The following is a 20,095-nucleotide window of genomic DNA, read 5'->3' as shown; positions in this document are numbered from 1 at the left end:
GATGTATAAATCAATTGATAAAAAAGATATAGATTTTTTAATAGATATTTGTGGAGATGAAAATGTAGTAGTTGGAAGTGATATAAATGAAGATTTTTCACATGATGAACTTGGAGGAATAGAAAAATATCCTGAGGTTTTAGTAAATGTGATTGAAACCGAGCAAGTATCTAAAATAATGAAATATGCATATGAAAACAATATACCAGTTACGCCAAGAGGACAAGGAACTGGTCTTGTAGGAGCTGCTGTTGCCATAAATGGTGGAATAATGATTAATCTATGTAAAATGAATAAAATACTTGAGGTTGATTATGAAAATCTAACATTGACAGTAGAACCAGGAGTTTTGCTTATGACAATAGGTCAATATGTTCAAGAGAGAGACTTATTTTATCCACCTGACCCAGGTGAGAAGAGTGCTACAATAGCAGGTAATATAAATACTAATGCAGGTGGAATGAGAGCAGTAAAATATGGTGTTACAAGAGATTATGTTAGAGGTCTTGAAGTAGTATTACCAAATGGAGAAGTTATAAATATAGGGGGAAAAGTAGTTAAAAATAGTTCTGGATATAGTATAAAAGATTTATTAATAGGTTCAGAAGGAACTTTAGGAATAGTTACAAAAGCGATATTAAAATTGCTTCCTTTACCAAAGAAAAGTGTAAGTTTACTTATACCTTTTCTAAATTTATCAATGGCAATAGAAACTGTTCCTAAAATAATAAAATCGAAATCAATACCAACAGCCATAGAATTTATGGAGAGAGATGTAATATTGGCTGCGGAAGAATTTTTAGGTAAAAAGTTTCCAGATAATACATCAGATGCTTATCTTCTACTTACGTTTGATGGAAATAGTATTGAAGAAATTGAAAAAGAATATGAAAAAGTTGCTAATCTGTGTTTAGAAAATGGAGCATTAGATGTATTTATATCAGATACGCAAGAAAGAAATGATTCCATATGGTCAGCCAGAGGTGCTTTCTTAGAAGCTATAAAGGCATCTACAACAGAAATGGATGAATGTGATGTCGTTGTACCAAGAGACAAGGTAGCAGAGTTTATAAGATATACTCATGAGCTTCAAGATGAGTTAAAAATAAGAATAAAAAGTTTTGGTCATGCAGGTGATGGAAATCTACACATATATATATTAAAAGATAGTATGGATGAACATACTTGGAAAGTAAGATTAAAAGAAGCTTTTGACTGTATGTATAAAAAATCTAGAGAACTTAATGGTCAAGTCTCAGGTGAACATGGTATAGGATATGCAAAAAAAGAGTATTTACATGAATCAAAATCAGATGCCTATATGATGTTAATTAAAAATATAAAAATAGCTTTTGACCCTAAAAATATTTTAAATCCAGGAAAAATATATTAAATATATAAATGTTATTTTTAAACATAAAAGTTATAAAAAACAGGTTTAAATTTAATAACTTAAATTTACTTTTTAATGTTAATAGTATTTGTAAATATTAATATTATTTATAAAGATTTTAGGATGGCAATGTTTATTTAACTTTAGAAATATGAAATATTATTTAAGTTAAGTTGGTGTTACCATCCTAAAAATATGAATACACATGTGAAGCGTATTTTATCTATAAAAAATATTTGTAATTATAAATACATCTTATTAATTTAATGAGGTTATTTAAAATTGATAAGGTTATTTAAAAAACTTATTTTACATATATTGGACGAGTGTAAAAGTCCATAGGACCTTTTACTAAATCTTGATTATTTCTATAATATACTGAGTTGTATATATTTGTAGATTTTATATCATAACTTATAAGTGTTTTAAAAATAGCATCATCTAATGAAAATGATATATTTGAAAATTTATTTATTATGTCTATGTTAGATTTATTTTTTATCTCTTTTAGAACTTCTCTACCTTTGTCATTAAAAGCAAGTATTCTTATATAAGGAACAATATCTATATCTTTTACAAGGTGAATATCGCTTTTTTTTATGCCTAACAATATATTATTTAAAGTTCTCTTGATTTTAGTTAAAGTATATCTCTTAGATTTAATTGATAATTGTAATTCGTATAAAGAATTAGATGTAAAAATATCTTTGTAAATTTTATTTTCTATACCTTCATTTACTTCAAAATAATCCTTTAAATTGGATATGTCCCTAAGTATGATTGTCTTTAAAGTATCAAAAAATAATTCATCAAACATAGGAAAAAATTTATTATCTATTTTTTCGTTTAATATACTATAAGTTTTTTCTGGAATAACTTTTTTTAATTGAGAGATATTACAATTTTCCTTAAGTGAAGTTCTTATAGCAGTAGCAGAGCAAATACTATTATTAATTTCTTTAGAGTTGTACTCTGACTGAACTCTGGAAATAGTAAATGGCTTTATATTGCTGTTTAAATTGATAAGATTTTTTATATATTCTATACCAAGTATATTATTTGATGAATTTAATATTTTTAATAATTGTTCTTTTGTAGTTTTTTGAGATAAGTCGTTGTTTTCATATTGGTGTATATAATCAAAAAGTGAATTAGCTCTAGCCACTGGAAATAACATACCATCATCTAAATATTTTTTTAAAAGTAATTTAAATTCTTTTGGCTCATTTGCTAAAATCTCTGCAATACTATAAAGAATATCTGTGTTTCCCTCTTCACTACCAAAACATACAGAACTTATGCAGTTTAGAGAATTTAAAATTGTGATGGCACCATGAGAAAAAATTTCGGCACTTTGGCAAGCAAACATAGTTGGTAATTCTATAACTAAGTCTACACCATTTTCGACAGCAATTTTTGCTCTAGTATATTTATCAAATAAAGCGGGCTCACCTCTTTGAAGAAAGTTTCCACTCATGATTGCCACTGTATGTGTTGCATTTGTTTTTTCTATAGATTTAGATAAATGATAGATATGTCCATTATGAAATGGGTTATATTCAACTATTAATCCAAGTATATTCATAAAATGCTCCTTTTTCCTTTGTTTATTTTATCTATATTGTAATTTATTATAATATGTATAAAATTTAAATTTTTAATTACCTAGCTAAAAAACATAAAAAAATTTGTTAAAATGTAGAAATACTACATAATAAGAAATCAGTTAAGTGTTATTAAAATAACTTTATTAAGCCTTTATATTATATTATTATAGCAAATGGGAAAGAATAATCTACATTAAGTTAATTTGTTAATAAATTGTTATTAAAACACACAATTTGCCATAGTAGAAATATGATATAATATAAAAAAAAGTATATACTTTTATATTAAAAGGTGATATATTATTTATGAAAATCGTTTAATGTATACAATAATATATCTATGACAAAATAATAAAATATAAGTTTTTAGACATTTATTATGAATCAAAATTGATTACATATCATTTATAAAAATCTAAGGAGGAAATAATAATGAAAATATTAGTATTAAACTGTGGGAGTTCTTCATTAAAATATCAATTAATAGATATGAGTAATGAAGAAGTTTTATGTATAGGATTAGTTGAAAGAATAGGAATCGAAGGTTCTATACTTAAACATGAAAAAGCAGGAAGAGATGATAAATACATTGTTGAACAACCAATGAAAGACCATAAAGATGCAATAGCATTAGTATTAGAAGCTGTTGCTCACCCAGAATTTGGTGCAGTTAAAGAAATGAAAGAAATAGATGCAGTAGGGCATAGAGTTGTTCATGCTGGAGAAAAATTTGCAACTTCAGTAGTAATAACTCCAGAAGTAGAAGAAGCTTTAAAAGAATGTATAGATTTAGCTCCACTTCATAATCCAGCAAACATAATGGGAATTGATGCTTGTAAGGCTATACTTCCAGGTGTACCAATGGTAGGAGTATTTGATACTGCTTTCCATCAAACAATGCCTAAATCTTCATACTTATATGGTTTACCTCATGAATTATATACTAAATATGGAGTAAGAAGATATGGGTTCCATGGAACTTCTCATAACTATGTATCTCAAAAAGCAGCAGAGATGTTAGGAAAAGATATAAAAGACTTAAAAATAGTAACTTGTCACTTAGGAAATGGTGCTTCTATAGCTGCTGTTGATGGTGGAAGATGTATAGATACATCTATGGGATTCACTCCATTAGAAGGATTAATAATGGGAACTAGATGTGGAGATATAGACCCTGCTATACTACCTTTCTTAATGAGAAAAGAAGGTTTAGATGCTGATGGATTAGATAAATTAATGAACAAGGAATCTGGAGTATATGGAATGACTGGAATTTCTAGTGATTTCAGAGATATAGAAGATGCAGCTAAAAATGGAGATGAAAGAGCTCAAGCAACATTAGAAGCTTATGTTAAAAAAGTACAAAAGTATATAGGTGCTTATGCTGCTGAAATGAATGGATTAGATGTTGTAGTATTTACTGCTGGTGTAGGTGAAAATGGAAAGGCTATAAGAGCAGACATAGCTTCTAATATGGAGTTCTTAGGAATGAAACTAGATAAGGAAGCTAATGATGTTAGAGGAAAAGAAACAGTAATATCTACTGCTGACTCTAAAGTAAAAATGCTTTTAATACCAACTAACGAAGAATTAATGATAGCTAGAGATACATTAAGATTAGTAAAATAATTTAATTAAACTTATGCCTATCAAGTAAAAATACTTGACAAACAAATGCTAGATTTGTATAATAAATTTGGTGATATGTTGAGGTGAACTTAATGAAAGTTAGCATAGAAAAAATAAATAGAAAAGAAACTGACAAAATAGACTTGAATTTTTGTGAAAAAATTGATACTATTAGTTATTGTGATGAGATTTACAAATTAGTATCACCTGTAAATTTAAAAGGTAAAGTATCAAAGACTAATAAAGGTTTGTATCTAGATATAGATGTTAATTTTACAATTGTTGACAATTGTTCAAGATGTCTTAAAGAAGTAGAAATACCATTAGAGTATTCTATACAAGGTTTTTTAGTAAAAGAAGAAGATTATGATGAAGATGAATTTGAGGAGTTTGATCCTTTTATATTTGATGGTGAAGAAATCGACCTTATTGATATAATAGAACAGACATTAGATTTTAATGTGCCTCATAAAGTTCTTTGTAGTGAAAACTGTAAAGGTCTTTGTCAAGGATGCGGAGCAAACTTAAATAAAGAAGAATGTTCTTGCAGTGAAATTACAAACGATGAGGAATACATAGATCCTCGTTTTGCTAAATTAAAAGATTTATTTAATTAAATTTTGACTAAGGAGGTGGCGTAAATGGCAGTACCAAAGCGTAAAACGTCTAAATCAAACACAAAAATGAGAAGAGCAGCTAACTCAAAGATGGAAGCAACAGGATTTGTAAGTTGCCCACAATGTCATGAGCCAAAATTACCACATAGAGTGTGTCCAGACTGTGGATATTATAAAGGTAAAGAAGTTGTATCTAAGTAATAGCTTCTAAAAAACATGTAGAGTGTACTCTACATGTTTTTTTTGTACATATAAAAAAGATGATTTACTAGAGAAATAAATGGATTTTATGCATATTAAAAATTAGAAAAATAATAATATAAGTATTGAAAATTTTTGTGTGTTACTATATACTACTATTAGTAGCTGGTACTAATTACAGCTATAAAATTTGGAGGGAACATGAAAAAGAAGAGTAAAGCCCAAAGACAACAAGAGCTTATAGATATGCTAAAGACTGATCCTTTTTATACTGATGAAGAATTATCAAGTTTGTTTAATGTTAGTATACAGACAATAAGATTAGATAGAATGAGTCTAAACATACCAGAGCTAAGAGAAAGAGTCAAATCAATAGCAGAAACTCAGAGTTCAAAAGTAAAGACTTTAGGAGTAAAGGAAATTACAGGCGAAATCATTGATTTATCTGTAGGGCAATTAGGTATATCTATGTTAGAAGTTACAGAGGACATGATTTACTCTAAAACTAATACTTTGAAAGATACGTATATATTTTCTCTAGCAGATTCATTAGCAATGGCTATAATAGATGCACCTAAAGTTATTATGAGAGTTGCAAATGTAAAATGTTTTAAGTTGATAGAACAACAAGACAGACTTATAGCAAAAGCAGAAGTGTATAGAAATATAGACAAAAAGCATTATGTAAAAGTTGTTATCAACAATAAAGCCCAAGAGCAAATATTTAGAGGGAAGTTTATCTTTGAAGAGTTAGATTAGGAGGAAAATCATGAAAATAGTAATAGATGGAATGGGTGGAGATAATGCACCAAAATCTAATGTAGAAGGCGCAGTAAATGCTATAAAAGAATATCAAGTAGATTTAATAATCACAGGAGATAAAGATTTATTAGAAAAGGAATTTTCAAATTATGAATTTGATAAAAATAAACTAGAAATAGTTCATACTACTGAGATTATAGAAAATGAAGATAAACCAGTTAAGGCTATAAGAAGCAAAAAAGATTCATCTATGGTAGTAGCATTAAACCTCGTAAAAGAAGGTAAGGCAGATGCTATAATATCAGCTGGAAACACAGGAGCTTTACTTGCTGGTGGATTATTTGTAGTCGGTAGAATAAAAGGAATTGATAGACCTTGCTTATGCTCAGCAATACCAAATGTAAAGCGAGGAATGACACTTATAGCAGACTGTGGTGCGAATGCAGATTGTAAATCTAAGAATCTAGTTGAATTTGCAGCTATGAGTAATATTTACTCAAGAAAAGTGTTGGGACTTGAAAATCCTAAAGTGGCACTAGCAAATGTTGGACTAGAAGAAGGTAAAGGCAATGATTTAGTTAAAAAATCATATGAGGAAATTAAAAAATTAGATTTAAATTTTATAGGGAATGTAGAAGCTAGAGAGGTTATAAATGCATATACAGATATAATTATTTGTGATGGATTTACAGGTAATATATTACTTAAATCTGCTGAAGGGGTAGCCCTTTCAGTTATGAGTCTTATAAAGGAAACTTTTATGGCTAGTACAAAAAGCAAAATAGGAGCATTACTTATAAAAGATGATTTAAAAAAATTAAAGAGTTTTATAGATTATTCTGAGTATGGTGGAGCTCCACTTCTAGGATTAAATGGAGGAGTTATAAAGGCTCATGGTAGCTCTGATGCTAAAGCTATAAAAAATGCTATAAATCAAGGTATAAAATTTACAAAAGGAAAAGTTGTTGAGGATATCAATCAATTTATAAGTAAATATAATGAAGAAAATAAAAATAACGAAGATGAATAAACTCGTTTTGGAGGTTTAATATATAATGAATACAAAGGCTGGAATATTAGGTGTGGGAAGTTATCTACCTGAGAAATCATATGATAATTTTCACTTCGAAAAAATAATGGATACATCAGATGAGTGGATAAGCACTAGAACTGGTATTAAGGAAAGAAGATTTGTAGAAGATAATGAAGCAACTTCTGACCTAGCATCTAAGGCTGCTTTAAAAGCTATAGAGTGTGCAAAGTTAAATGTAGAGGACATAGAGTTGATTATTTTGGCAACAATTACTCCTGATATGTCTTTGCCTTCAACTGCATGTATAGTACAAGAAGCAATAGGAGCAGTGAATGCTACTGCATTTGATATATCAGCAGCTTGTTCTGGATTTGTATATGGAGTAACTATTGCAAAACAATTTGTGGAAACTGGTTGTTATAAAAATGTACTTGTAATAGGAGCAGAAACTTGCTCAAAGTTTCTAAACTACAATGATAGGTCAACAGCAGTATTATTTGGAGATGGTGCTGGAGCAGCTGTTATTGGACCTGTAAGTGAAGGCGGAATCCTATCTACACATATGGGTTCTGATGGTAGGGGAAAAGATTGTTTAAAGATACCTGCTGGAGGTTCAAGACTTAGAGCAAGTAAAGATACTGTAGAAGCTAATCTACATACAATAGAGATGGCAGGTAGCGATGTATTTAAGTTTGCAGTTAGAAAGATGGCAGAAACATCTTTAACAGCTCTTGAAAAAGCAAATTTAAATACAACTGATATAGACTATCTAATACCACATCAAGCTAATATAAGAATAATACAAGCTTCTTCTAAGAGATTAGGGCTTGATATGAATAAGGTTTATGTAAATATAAATAAGTATGGAAATATGTCTGCTGCATCTATACCTGTTGCGCTAGATGAAGCATATAAAGAAGGAAAAATCAAAAAAGGTGATAATGTAGTTTTAGTTGGCTTTGGTGGAGGTTTAACTTGGGGAGCTTCAGTTGTTAAGTGGACTTTATAGTACAAAACATCTAAAATTCTTTAATTAACAAAATTAGCTTTATCTAAAAATTAAAGTTAATTTACAATAAAAAGTTTACTTTTGATTTTAAGTGAAGGAGAATGATATGAATAAAATTTGCAAACTGTTAAATATAAAATACCCAGTTATCCAAGGGGGAATGGCATGGGTAGCTACTGCATCATTAGCAAGTGCTGTATCTAATGCAGGTGGACTTGGAATAATAGCAGCAGGAAATGCACCAAAAGAAGCTATAAAGGAAGAAATTGTTAAATGTAAAGAATTAACAGATAAACCTTTTGGTGTAAATGTAATGCTTATGTCACCATTTGTAGATGATATAATAGATTTAATTATAGAAGAGAAGGTTCAAGTTATTACTACTGGCGCTGGAAATCCTGCAAAGTATATGGACAGATTAAAAGAAGCTGGAACAAAAGTTATACCTGTAGTACCAACAATAGCTTTAGCGCAAAGAATGGAAAAGTTAGGAGCTACAGCAGTAATAGCTGAAGGGACAGAAGGTGGAGGACACATAGGAGAGCTTACTACTATGGTTTTAGTTCCACAAGTTGCTGATGCTGTTAATATACCTGTAATAGCAGCAGGAGGTATTGTAGATGGTAGAGGTATTGTTGCTTCATTTGCACTGGGTGCGAATGCAGTTCAAGTAGGAACTAGATTTATTTGTAGTGAAGAGTGTTCTGTACATTTAAACTACAAAGAATTAGTGTTAAAAGCAAAAGATAGAGATGCAATTGTTACAGGAAGAAGCACAGGTCATCCAGTAAGAACATTAAAAAATAAATTATCAAAAGAATTCTTAAAGATGGAACAAAATGGAGCTACTCCTGAAGAATTAGACCAAAAAGGTACAGGTGCTTTAAGATTTGCAACAGTAGATGGAGATATAGAAAAAGGTTCATTTATGGCAGGTCAAAGTGCTGCTATGGTAAAAAAAATAACACCTTGTAAAGAAATTATAGAAACTATGGTAAATCAAGCAAAAGAGATTATGCCAGGCATAGAACTGTAAATCAGGAGGAGCATGATGGGAAAAGTTGCACTAGTATTTCCTGGTCAAGGAGCCCAGTATGTAGGGATGGCTAAGGATTTATATGAAAATAACGAGGTTGCCAAAAATGTGATAGACGAGGCTTGTAGTGCCTTAAATATAGATTTAAAAAAGCTTATGTTTGAGGGTAGTGAAGAAGAACTTTCTAAAACTGAAAATACTCAACCAGCTATGGTTACACATAGTGTAGCTGTACTAAAAGCGATACAATCAAAAATAGATTTAAAATATGATGCATGTTTAGGTTTATCTTTAGGAGAATATAGTGCATTAGTTGCAGCAGATGCAATTGATTTTAAAGATGCTGTATGCCTAGTTAAAAAAAGAGGTAAATTTATGCAGGAAACAGTCCCAACAGGGGTTGGAGCCATGGCAGCGATTTTAGGTTTAGATAGAGAAATATTAGGAAGTGTTGTAAAAGACATACAAGGAGGGATTGTAGAAGTAGCAAATTACAATTCTCCTGGTCAGATAGTTATATCTGGTGAAAATGAAAAGATAGAAGAAGCAATGGTAAAATGTAAAGAGGCAGGAGCAAAAAGAGCTGTTAAATTAAATGTAAGTGGGCCTTTCCACTCATCAATGTTAAGAGAAGCTGGAGTAAAACTAGCTAGTGAATTAGATAAAGTTAATATGACTAAGCCTAAAGTTGATGTAGTAGCAAATGTAAATGCAGATTACTATGAAAATGAAGGTAAAGACTTGCTTATAAAACAAGTAAGTTCTTCTGTACTTTGGGAAGATTCTATAGAAAGATTATTAAATGATGGGTATGATACTTTTATAGAAATGGGACCAGGAAAAACTTTAAAAGCATTTATTAAGAAGATAGCCTCTAATAAAAAAGCAAGTGTGAATATTTACAATATAGATGGTATAGATTCTTTAAATGAATTTGTACAAGATTATGGGAATGGAGAGATATAATGATAAATCTTACAGGACAAGTAGCAATTGTTACTGGTGGCTCTAGAGGTATAGGGAGAGAAATAGCAAAGAAACTAGCATCTCTTGGAGCTGATATAGTAATCAATTATACTTCTAAAGAGGATGAAGCCCTAAAAACTAAAAGTGAAATAGAAGGTATGGGTGTAAAATGTACTTCTATAAAATGTGATGTATCTAAATCTGATGAAGTAAATCAAATGATGGACTCTATTATAAAAGAGTTTGGAAAAATTGATATATTAGTTAATAATGCAGGTATAACTAAAGATGCATTACTTATGAGAATGAAAGAAGAAGATTTTGATAGAGTTATAGATATAAATTTAAAAGGTGTATTTAATTGTACAAAAGCAGTTATTAAACCTATGATGAAAAAGAAATATGGTAGAATAATAAATATGACTTCAGTAGTTGGAATCATGGGAAATGCAGGTCAAACTAATTACTGTGCATCAAAAGCTGGCGTGATTGGATTTACAAAATCTTCTGCAAGAGAATTAGCATCAAGAAATATAAATATAAATGCAGTGGCACCAGGATTTATAGAAACAGATATGACTAAGGTACTAAGTGATGAGGTAAAAGAATCAACACTATCAAATATACCAAAAAAATCTTATGGTAAACCAGAAGATGTAGCCAATGCTGTAGCATTTTTAGTTAGTGATATGTCAAGTTATATAACAGGACAAGTGTTAAATGTAGATGGTGGAATGGTAATGCAATAATAAAAAATAATACTTTAAAAAGTAGAGAAATCTATTTAAAATAAAAATTAAAATAAAAAATCTTAGGAGGAACACAATGTTTAATAAAGTTGTAGAAATAATAATAGAACAATTAGGAGTAGAAGATAAAGAAATAACTATGGAAACATCATTAATGAAAGATTTAGAAGCAGATTCATTAGATGCAGTAGAAATAATAATGGCACTTGAAGATGAATTTGGTATAGAAATACCAGATACAGAAGCAGAAAACTTCAAATCTATAGGGGACATAGTTAACTATATAGAAGCTAACAAATAGTCGAGCTTTAAAAAAGTGGAGGTATCAGATGAATAAAAGAGTAGTAATAACGGGACTTGGATGTGTTACACCATTGGGAACAGGAAAAGAAGAGTTCTGGAACAATATAAAATCTGGAGTATCTGGTATAGATAAAATAACTAATTTTGATGCTAGCACATATCAAACTCAAATAGCAGGAGAAGTTAAGAATTTTCATCCAGAGGAATATATAAGCAAAAAAGAATTAAAGAGATTAGATAAATTTGCTCAATTTGCAATAGTTTCTGCAAAATTAGCAGTTGAAGATGCAAATCTTGATTTAGATAAAGTTGATAGAGAACGTGTTGGAGTTATAATAGGCTCTGGTATAGGTGGGGTTGAAGCAATAGAAACTCAACATAAAATTCTTTTAGAAAAAGGAAACAAAAGAGTAAGTTCACTATTTGTACCTATGATGATAGGAAACATGGCAGCAGGTCAAGTTTCAATATTTTTAGGAGCAAAAGGACCTAATACTAATGTATGTACAGCTTGTGCATCAGGAACTCATTCAATAGGTGATGCCTTTAAGGTTATACAAAGAGGAGATGCAGATATTATGGTAGCAGGAGGCTCTGAAGCTGCTGTAACAGGACTTGCATTTGCTGGATTCTGTAATATGAAGGCTATGTCAACTAGAAATGATGACCCTAAAACTGCATCACGCCCATTTGACAAGGACAGAGATGGATTTGTAATGGGAGAAGGAGCAGGTATTGTTATATTAGAAGACTTAGAACATGCTTTAGCAAGGGGTGCAAAAATATATGCAGAAGTAGTAGGATATGGTTTAACTGCTGATGCATATCATATGACAACTCCAGCTGAAAATGGAGAAGGAGCAGCTAGGTCTATGAATATGGCTTTAAAAGATGGAAATGTTCCACTAGAAGAAGTAGATTATATAAATGCTCATGGAACTTCAACTTATTATAATGACCTATATGAAACTATGGCTATAAAAACTGTATTTGGAGAAAATGCATATAATTTATGTGTATCATCGACAAAATCTATGACTGGTCATTTATTAGGAGCATCAGGTGCAATAGAAGCAGTTGTTTGTGCAATGAGTATAGAAGATAATTTTGTACCTCCAACTATAAATATACAAGAAGTTGGCGAAGATTTAGATTTAGATTATGTTCCAAATAAAGGTAAAGAAAAAGATATTAGATATGCACTATCAAATTCTTTAGGTTTTGGTGGGCATAATGCTACAATTGTACTAAAAAAATATGTATAAATAAATGACAAATATTAAAAATAACATTAAAAAACAAGCACTTGTTTTTGACCTTATAAATTTATATTAACTAAATTAAAAGTCCCCTAAATTAGAATAAATGTCTAATTTAGGGGACTTTTTTATTAAAATTTAATTCTAGCACATGTTGTAAATCATTTTGATATATTGTATCATAAATTATTGAGAGGTTATATATATGCAAGTTTTCATTCTACAATATACAGAAGGAGGGCTAAAATTTTGAATTTTAGACTACCAAAGAAAAGTTTACCCAAAAAGATAATTTTTATAGCTATAATACTTATTAGTATTATTTTGTTTATAGGGTATGATCAAAATGGACTTAAAGAAAGAGAAATTATAAATAAGGGAAAATATATGTCTGAAAGTCTTGTGTCAGATAAGAAGTATGATGAAGCAAAAAAAATGGTCAAAACTTCTTTTGAATCTATCCCAGAAAAAAAATACAATAAAGTATATAATGAAGTTTGGGATATGTTAAAGACTATTTCATATGTCCCAGATGGAACGAAGATAATTATTGATTCATTAGAAAAGATGAGAACATCAGATGTAAAATTATCTGATGAGTGTAGATTTAGTATAGAGAAAAGACTAGCATCAGTGTACATAATGGATAATAATTATTCTAGCGCAGTAGATTTAACTGTAAAGTCTATAAAATTAGCTGAGAAATTAGGGGATAATTATGAAAAAGCAAGACTAGATGTTGATTTGGCGAGCATACTTTTAAAGGTAGGTGGATATGAAACAGGAGAAAAATTAATAAAGGATTCTTTTAAGATAGATGTTGATGAAGATGAAAAAAATGGAATGGTTAGATTATATGCTCTTATAAATTTAGCAGAAATATATGTAGAGTTGGGAGAATATGATAAAGCCATTGAAACATGTAGCAATGTAAAAGACTATAAAAAGTTTGTAAACATAGATGATTACAATGATTTTGAAATAATGGCTTCTATAATGCAGGCAAATGCACATGTAGGAAAAAATGAGATATCAAAGGCAAAGACTCTTTTAGAAAGAGCTGATTATCTTATAAAATATGATAAATCAATTCATATATTAGATAAAGGTATGTATTACTATATGGCAATGGGAAATTTGGAATATAAAAGTAAAAACTATGATTCTGCAATAGATAACTATAAAAAAAGCCTGGAGATATCTACTAAAAGAAAGTTAACTCAAGAGAAAATAAAAACCTTAAATGAAATATTGAATATATATGAGAAACAAGGGAATGTAAACTCTGTAAATAAGTACCAGAAGATATTAATAAATGAATATAAAGAGAGCAAAAGTATAAGAGATTCGGAAATTAGTTTTTATATAATTGATAAGGTATCACGTGAAAGTGAGTTTTTTGAAAAAAGTAAAAAAGAAATTAAGTCTTATAAAATATTATTTAGTGTAATTTTAATTATTACATTAGGTTCTACTTTTTTATATAATAGATTGAAGTACTTTAAAGTACAAAATTTACATGATGGACTTACAAATGTTTATAATAGGAAAAGTTTTGATATTATGTATAATAAGTACAGAGAAAAAGATGATAACTTTGCACTTGTAATGATAGATATAGATAATTTTAAACTTATAAATGATAATTATGGACATAAATTTGGAGACGTTGTCATAAAGGGCATAGTAAATACTATTTGTGTTATGCTTGAGCAAGAAGATAAAGTATTTAGATATGGTGGAGAAGAGTTTTCTATATTGATAAGAGATAAATCTGGTGAAGAAGTGTTTGATATAATTGACAATATAAGAAATGCAATTGAAAATAAAAAATGGGGTGAAGATGTGACTGTAACTATAAGTGCAGGTATAGCCCATGTCTCTGATAGCAAAAACATATTAGAAGAAGCTGATAAAAATCTATATAAAGCAAAACAGCTTGGAAGAAATAAAGTAGTGTACAAATAATTGTATATTATATAGATATGAGGTATAAATATGAAGCAGTCAATAGCTATAGTAACAGATAAGATAACTAAACTATCATCTTTCTTGGAAGAAAATATACGATTAGTTTTAGAAAATTATCTTGATATAAATCATTATTATTTAGAAAATTTAAAAGATGATGATAAAATACAAGGTGATTTTGTTTTAGTAATGAATGATGACAGATTAAATAGCATGAGAAAGCATTTAGTACAAGATAGTAAAATTATAGTTGTGAGAAGAACTCTTAAAGAAAAAGAAATATATGGATTGTTTTCAATACCATATGGAACAGAAGTATTAGTTGTAAATGACACAAAAGAAACTACATTAGAAACAATAAGTCTGTTTTATAAGATAGGAGTAAAAAATTTAAAGCTTACTCCATATATTGAAGGACAAACCTATGAAAATATAGATATAGCCATAACACCTGGAGTAACCCAAAAAGTACCAAATTATATAAATAAGGTAATTGATTTAGGAAATAGATACATTGATATATCTACTTTTATAGAGATAATAAATGGGCTTAAAATTGATGTGAAGGAAATAAGAAAAAATCTGATGGTATATTCTGAACGTCTAATAAGCTTAGATAATGGTGTCAAAGACAATTATAGACAATTATTTCTAAAAATAGAAGAACAAGATGTTATATTAAATTTGTCAAAGGATGGAATAATATTTACTTCAATAGATGGTGTTGTAAATACATTTAATAAAGAAGTATTAAAAATTTTAGGTATAGACAGAAACATACGAGGAAAAAACATAAAAGATATTATCTCTAAAGATTTGGATATTTTACTTGAAGACAAAGAAATTGCTGATGAAGTTGTATTTACAAATAAGAAATATATAAATGTAAATAAAAAAAATATATTTTCTATGGGTAATAAAGCTGGTATATACTACAATTTACAAGAAATAACCTATATAAAAAAATTAGAACAAAATCTTACCAATAAATTAAGAGAGCAAGGTCAAATAGCAAAGTACACATTCAAAGATATAAAAACTAAGAATAAGAGGATGACAAAGTGTATAGAGTTAGCTAAAAAAATATCTAAATCAGACCTTTCTGTTTTAATAATAGGAGAGAGTGGAACTGGTAAAGAATTATTATCCCAATCAATTCACAATAACTCTAATAGAAGTAATCAGCCTTTTATAGCAGTTAATTGCGCTGCAGTTCCAGATAGCTTATTAGAAAGTCAGCTATTTGGCTATGAAAAAGGCTCTTTTACAGGAGCATTAAGAGAAGGGAAAAAAGGTCTATTTGAACTTGCAAACAATGGAACTATATTTTTAGATGAGATTGGAGATATGCCTCCATTATTACAGACAAAATTACTTAGAGTACTTCAAGAAAAACAAGTTATGCCTATAGGTTCCCACAATGTTATAAATATAGATGTTAGAATTATAGCTGCGACAAATAAAAATTTACCTAAAATGATTAGAGAAGGTAAATTTAGAGAAGATTTGTATTATAGATTGAATGTACTACCAATAGACATACCATCATTGAGGGAGAGAAAAGAAGATATAATAACTCTCATGAATTTCTTTTTGGAAAAGGATATAAAAATTTCTCCTGAAGTTGAGGTTATTTTAGAAAAATACAATTGGCCAGGAAATATAAGAGAGTTGCAAAATGTTGCTTCTTATGTAAGTTTAATGTGTGAAAGTATGGTTTTTAAAGATGACCTTCCACCTTATATAAAGACAGAATATATTAGTAGCTTTGATGATGGGGTTAGTTATACAAAAAAAGAATTTGAGTATATACTTAGAATACTATATGAAAGAAAAGATTTAACTTCTGGAGTTGGAAGAGGCTTTATAATAGAAAAACTTACAGAGGAGGGTATTGAAATATCTGAAAGTAAAGTAAGAAAAGTATTGTCTTATTTGAGTGAGTGTGGATACATATCATCTAAATCTGGAAGATGTGGAAGTCAAATAACACAAGAAGGTATAAAGTTTTACAATAATATAAATTAGGTATATTAAAGTAAAAGATTCTAAATAGAAATATCTTAGAACTTGGAAAGATATATATAAAAGTTAAACCATCTTATGCTCAAATTAACATTTAATACTATATATTAAAAGCATATAAAAATAAATTAAATATAAATAGGTTTAGACAATAGGTTTAGATAGGTAATAGGTTATAAGTAAATAACCAATTACCTATTTTTATTTGCAAAAAAATTTGTATTTATATCTAAAAATAAAAAAATATTTGATGGAAGCATTGTGAATACTTGATAAATAATAAATAAACGTAAAGTATAAATTTTGGCATATATATTGCTAACTATAGAGATAAGACAACAAAATAATTGGGAGGTTTAATTATGAAATACAAAACAACAGGGACTTGTGCTACAGAAATTGAATTTGAGGTAAAAGATGACAAAGTTACAAATGTAAATTTTGTTGGTGGATGTGATGGAAATTTAAAAGGATTAAAAGTATTGGTTGAAGGTATGAATATAGAAAATGTAATTCAAAAACTAAAAGGAATAGAGTGTAAAACAAAACCAACATCTTGTCCAGACCAACTTTCTCTAGCATTAGAGAATTATATAAATAAAAAATAAGTACATAAAACAATCAACTAGTTAGGAGTTTAATTATGAAACCAATAATAGGTATTTTAGGAAATCTGATAATAATGGAAAATGGAATGTTTCCTGGGCTTGAAAGATCCTATGTAAATAATGATTATATAAACGCAGTATTAAAGGGAGGAGGTAGCCCAGTTATTATTCCAGTAAATACAGATAGAGAAGTTATAAAGAGACAGATTGAGATGGTTGATGGAGTTTTAATATCTGGAGGATGGGATGTTAATCCTCAATTATATGGTGAAGAAACAAGAGAAGAAACAACGTTTATATATCCCGAAGTAGATGAATTTGATTTAATTGCTATAAGTATAGCTTTAGAACTTAAAAAGCCAATACTAGGTATATGCAGAGGGCTACAAATATTAAATGTAAGCCTAGGTGGAACTTTATATCAAGATAATAGTCTTGTTAAAGGAAGTTACATAAAACATACACAATCTTCTAAAAGACATGTAGCTACTCATAAGGTAGATGTTCAAGACGGGAGTATTTTAGAAGGTATTTTAGGAAAACAATTACTTACAAATAGTTATCATCATCAAAGTATTAAACAACTTGGTGAAGGATTAAAAGCCATAGCATACTCAAAAGATGGTATAATAGAAGCTATTGAAAAAGAGGATGAAAATTTTGTAGTAGGAATACAGTGGCATCCAGAAATGATGGTAGATTATTGTAATAAAATGGAAAAGTTATTTAAATATTTCGTAAATATTTGTTCAACTTTATAATATACCTTGGGGGGATTAAACATGAACGAAAAAAATAAAATGGGATTAATAAGTATTATACTTTTAGGTATTAATGCGGTTGTAGGAGCAGGAGTTTTCCTATTACCAGGAAACGCAATGAAAGCATTTGGTGTTGCGAGTATATTTGTATATATGTTTGATATGCTATTAGTTTTATCTATGGCGTTTTGTTTTGCTGAAGTGGCAGGTAAATTTAATAAAAATGGTGCTGCATATGTGTACACCAAAGAAGCATTTGGAGATTTTTTTGGATTTGAAGTAGGTCTTATGAAATGGGTAATAGGATGTATTTCTTGGGGAGCGTTAATAGTAGGTTTTCCTACATCTTTATCAGCAGTATGGGCTCCTGCAGGTGACCCACATATACAAAAAATTATAATAGTAGCTATGATAGTTGGACTTACAATTATAAATTTATTAGGAGTATCTTTATCAAAAATTGTACAAAATGTTATAACAGTAGGTAAGCTAATTCCATTAGTATTATTTATAGTAATAGGTGTATTTTTTATAAAAGGAGCTAATTTTACTAATTCAACGATGGTACCACCAGGAGCAGGAGTTACAGAATTTGGAGCAGCAGCACTTTTAATGTTTTATTCATTTACAGGGTTTGAATCTATAGCAGTAGCAGCAGAAGATATGGAGAATCCTCAAAAAAATATACCTATAGCAATTATAAGTGTAATAGTAATTGCATCAATAATATATATATTAAATCAAGTTGTGTGTGTTGGTATTTTAGGAGATAAATTATCCAGTACAGCTACTCCTGTTGCAGATGCGGCGAGAATATGTTTTGGAAATATGGGTGCAGGATTAGTTACTTTTGGGACATTAGTTTCTGTTGGTGGAATTTGTATGTGTGGTGCTTTTGTAAATCCAAGAAGCTGTGTAGCTTTAGCTGATGACAAAATGTTACCAAGAATGTTTGCAAGGAAAGATAAAAATGGTACACCATATGTAGCGATAATAGCAACTATGATAATTACTATACCAATAGCTTTGTCTGGAAGTTTTGCTGAATTAGCAGCAATAAGTGCAGTTGCTAGATTTATACAATATATACCTACTTCTCTATCAGTGTTAGTATTTAGAAAGAAAAGACCAGAATTAGTAGGGACTTTTAGAACTCCATTTGGAGCAGTAATTCCTTTAATTGCAGTGTGTGTTGGTACATGGTTATTATTCCAGGCGTCTATGCACCAATTAGTTATGGGATTAGGAGCATTAGCAGTTGGAGTACCACTATACTTTATAATGAAGTCTTATAACAGAAAAGTTTATGGAGAAGATTTAAAGAAAGTTGTTTAAATTATATTGTAAATACTATTTAACTAGCAGAGGAATATTATCAAAAAATTGAATATAAATAAATATATATAAGGTTATATTAAAATATTATTAAATTTTTATTTTAGTATAACCTTATATTGTTATTAATACATGAAAAATATTGTAATACATGTAAAATAATAGTATTATGTTTATTAGATAAAAAACTTGTTAGGAGGTAAATTTATGTCAGAAATAACTTTAAAGAATGGTATAGAAGTATCTATTAGAGAAGGCGTAAAAGAAGATGCCCAAGCTATTATAGATTTTTATAATGAAGTAGGTGGGGAAACTCATTTTCTTTCATTTGGGAAAGATGAATATAAAATATCTTTAGAAGACCAAGAAAATTCTATAGAGTCAGCAAAAGCATCTGATAACTCAATAAAATTAATTGCATTTATAGATAGAGAGATAGCTGGTATTGCTACAATTGATTCCAATCAAAAAGCAAAAGGAAAGCATGTTGGAGTTTTAGGAATTGTTGTTAAAGAAAAATACTGGGGAGCTGGATTAGGTAAAAGACTTATGTTAGACCTTATAGAATGGTGTAAATCAAATGGAATAACTAAGAAAATAACTCTTGTTACTAATGAAGAAAATCATAATGCTATAGAATTATACAAAAGAGTCGGATTTGAAGTAGAAAGTATATTAAAGAAAGAATGTTATTACAATGGTGTTTATACTGATTTGATAGGGATGTCACTTTTATTAGGAATATAATTAGTGTACATTTTATCTCGAAAAAATCATATTAAGTATGGTATAATTAAAAAAAGAATATAACTTAATATAATTTTGGAGGAC

General features: G+C 29.0%; 19 protein-coding genes. 18 read left to right on the top strand and 1 reads right to left on the bottom strand.

What is annotated here, in order from left to right; genetic code table 11:
- The first annotated feature begins 1 nt into the window (after window position 1).
- Window positions 2-1,393 (top strand): FAD-binding oxidoreductase, encoded by a 1,392-nt coding sequence (locus IC214_RS15425; RefSeq protein ID WP_227836217.1) that lies wholly within the window; start codon window positions 2-4, stop codon window positions 1,391-1,393.
- 304 nt (window positions 1,394-1,697) lie between these two features.
- On the opposite strand, the gene IC214_RS15420 is transcribed toward IC214_RS15425, so the two are convergent.
- Window positions 1,698-2,978, bottom strand: coding sequence for a nucleotidyltransferase (locus tag IC214_RS15420; RefSeq protein ID WP_227834664.1), 1,281 nt, complete (start codon window positions 2,976-2,978; stop codon window positions 1,698-1,700).
- A 454-nt stretch (window positions 2,979-3,432) separates the two neighbouring features.
- On the opposite strand from IC214_RS15420, the gene IC214_RS15415 reads away from it, so the two are divergent.
- The 17 genes from IC214_RS15415 (at window position 3,433) to IC214_RS15335 (ending at window position 20,011) form a co-directional block, all read left to right on the top strand.
- On the top strand, window positions 3,433-4,629 hold the full coding sequence (locus IC214_RS15415; RefSeq protein WP_227831242.1) for an acetate/propionate family kinase: 1,197 nt from the start codon (window positions 3,433-3,435) through the stop codon (window positions 4,627-4,629).
- Between the two features lie 92 nt (window positions 4,630-4,721).
- Window positions 4,722-5,246, top strand: coding sequence for a YceD family protein (locus IC214_RS15410; protein ID WP_227434099.1), 525 nt, complete (start codon window positions 4,722-4,724; stop codon window positions 5,244-5,246).
- A gap of 24 nt (window positions 5,247-5,270) precedes the next feature.
- Window positions 5,271-5,447, top strand: coding sequence for a 50S ribosomal protein L32 (rpmF, locus tag IC214_RS15405; protein ID WP_003419113.1), 177 nt, complete (start codon window positions 5,271-5,273; stop codon window positions 5,445-5,447).
- A gap of 201 nt (window positions 5,448-5,648) precedes the next feature.
- The gene (fapR, locus tag IC214_RS15400) at window positions 5,649-6,206 is read left to right on the top strand and encodes a transcription factor FapR (RefSeq protein ID WP_227434100.1); all 558 of its coding nucleotides are present in this window, start codon (window positions 5,649-5,651) and stop codon (window positions 6,204-6,206) included.
- A 10-nt stretch (window positions 6,207-6,216) separates the two neighbouring features.
- Complete coding sequence (gene plsX, locus IC214_RS15395; protein ID WP_227482194.1) at window positions 6,217-7,239, top strand: phosphate acyltransferase PlsX; 1,023 nt, start codon at window positions 6,217-6,219, stop codon at window positions 7,237-7,239.
- Window positions 7,240-7,264: 25 nt separating this feature from the next.
- Window positions 7,265-8,251, top strand: a complete 987-nt coding sequence (locus IC214_RS15390; protein WP_227434102.1) for a beta-ketoacyl-ACP synthase III — start codon at window positions 7,265-7,267, stop codon at window positions 8,249-8,251.
- A 106-nt stretch (window positions 8,252-8,357) separates the two neighbouring features.
- Window positions 8,358-9,287, top strand: coding sequence for an enoyl-[acyl-carrier-protein] reductase FabK (gene fabK, locus IC214_RS15385; RefSeq protein WP_227434103.1), 930 nt, complete (start codon window positions 8,358-8,360; stop codon window positions 9,285-9,287).
- A gap of 15 nt (window positions 9,288-9,302) precedes the next feature.
- Window positions 9,303-10,253: an ACP S-malonyltransferase gene (gene fabD / locus IC214_RS15380; RefSeq protein ID WP_227866792.1), complete on the top strand. Its 951-nt coding sequence runs from the start codon at window positions 9,303-9,305 to the stop codon at window positions 10,251-10,253.
- Entirely contained in the window at window positions 10,253-11,002 is a 750-nt protein-coding gene (gene fabG / locus IC214_RS15375) for a 3-oxoacyl-[acyl-carrier-protein] reductase (protein WP_227434105.1), read from the top strand. The genes fabD and fabG overlap by 1 nt, the downstream gene beginning before the upstream one ends.
- A gap of 76 nt (window positions 11,003-11,078) precedes the next feature.
- Entirely contained in the window at window positions 11,079-11,303 is a 225-nt protein-coding gene (gene acpP / locus IC214_RS15370; protein ID WP_227434106.1) for an acyl carrier protein, read from the top strand.
- Between the two features lie 28 nt (window positions 11,304-11,331).
- The gene (fabF, locus tag IC214_RS15365; protein WP_227434107.1) at window positions 11,332-12,570 is read left to right on the top strand and encodes a beta-ketoacyl-ACP synthase II; all 1,239 of its coding nucleotides are present in this window, start codon (window positions 11,332-11,334) and stop codon (window positions 12,568-12,570) included.
- A 243-nt stretch (window positions 12,571-12,813) separates the two neighbouring features.
- Window positions 12,814-14,532, top strand: coding sequence for a diguanylate cyclase (locus IC214_RS15360; protein WP_227866791.1), 1,719 nt, complete (start codon window positions 12,814-12,816; stop codon window positions 14,530-14,532).
- 30 nt (window positions 14,533-14,562) lie between these two features.
- Window positions 14,563-16,563, top strand: a complete 2,001-nt coding sequence (locus tag IC214_RS15355) for a sigma 54-interacting transcriptional regulator (protein WP_227482197.1) — start codon at window positions 14,563-14,565, stop codon at window positions 16,561-16,563.
- Window positions 16,564-16,922: 359 nt separating this feature from the next.
- Entirely contained in the window at window positions 16,923-17,168 is a 246-nt protein-coding gene (locus IC214_RS15350) for a TIGR03905 family TSCPD domain-containing protein (protein WP_227434110.1), read from the top strand.
- A gap of 35 nt (window positions 17,169-17,203) precedes the next feature.
- Window positions 17,204-17,929: a gamma-glutamyl-gamma-aminobutyrate hydrolase family protein gene (locus tag IC214_RS15345; RefSeq protein WP_227434111.1), complete on the top strand. Its 726-nt coding sequence runs from the start codon at window positions 17,204-17,206 to the stop codon at window positions 17,927-17,929.
- Between the two features lie 21 nt (window positions 17,930-17,950).
- Window positions 17,951-19,264 carry an APC family permease gene (locus IC214_RS15340; protein WP_227434112.1) on the top strand — a complete coding sequence of 438 codons (1,314 nt, stop codon included), beginning with the start codon at window positions 17,951-17,953 and terminating at the stop codon, window positions 19,262-19,264.
- A 207-nt stretch (window positions 19,265-19,471) separates the two neighbouring features.
- On the top strand, window positions 19,472-20,011 hold the full coding sequence (locus IC214_RS15335; RefSeq protein WP_227434113.1) for a GNAT family N-acetyltransferase: 540 nt from the start codon (window positions 19,472-19,474) through the stop codon (window positions 20,009-20,011).
- The last annotated feature ends 84 nt before the right edge of the window (window positions 20,012-20,095 follow it).

It is taken from the genome of Clostridioides sp. ES-S-0190-01, from assembly GCF_020658275.1.
Lineage (GTDB): Bacteria > Bacillota > Clostridia > Peptostreptococcales > Peptostreptococcaceae > Clostridioides.
Note: the sequence above shows the minus strand (reverse complement) of the source record. Positions and strands in the feature narration are given on the sequence as shown.